The 279-nt window shown below is 72.0% G+C and carries 1 protein-coding gene; it reads left to right on the top strand.

Annotated features, from left to right (window positions below; genetic code table 11):
- Positions 1–12 precede the first annotated feature (12 nt).
- Positions 13–279, top strand: a 267-nt coding sequence (locus EN874_RS33395; protein ID WP_127428881.1) for a PDZ domain-containing protein, incomplete at its 3' end; no start/stop codon positions are given.

Here is a 279-nt window from a genome sequence, read left to right on the forward strand (position 1 = left end):
GCGGAGCCTGAGATGCGCACACGGCTGATGACCCTGCTGATGCTCCTCCCACTGCCGGCAGTTGCCGGCGGTGGCAGCGCAAGCACCCTGCAGTGGCAGCAGGGCGAGGCCCGGCTGGCGCTGCACTCGACCGAAGGCCAGATCCAGGTGGAGGCCGCGCGCCCGGAGGGCCGATTCGGTGTCCGCCGCGGGGACCGCATCCTGCGCGTGGATGACACGCCCGTGTACCAGATCGATCACCTGTCCCGGGCGCTGATCGATTCCCCCGCCGCGCGGGCC

Source organism: Mesorhizobium sp. M1D.F.Ca.ET.231.01.1.1 (assembly GCF_003999155.2).
Lineage (GTDB): Bacteria > Pseudomonadota > Alphaproteobacteria > Rhizobiales > Rhizobiaceae > Mesorhizobium.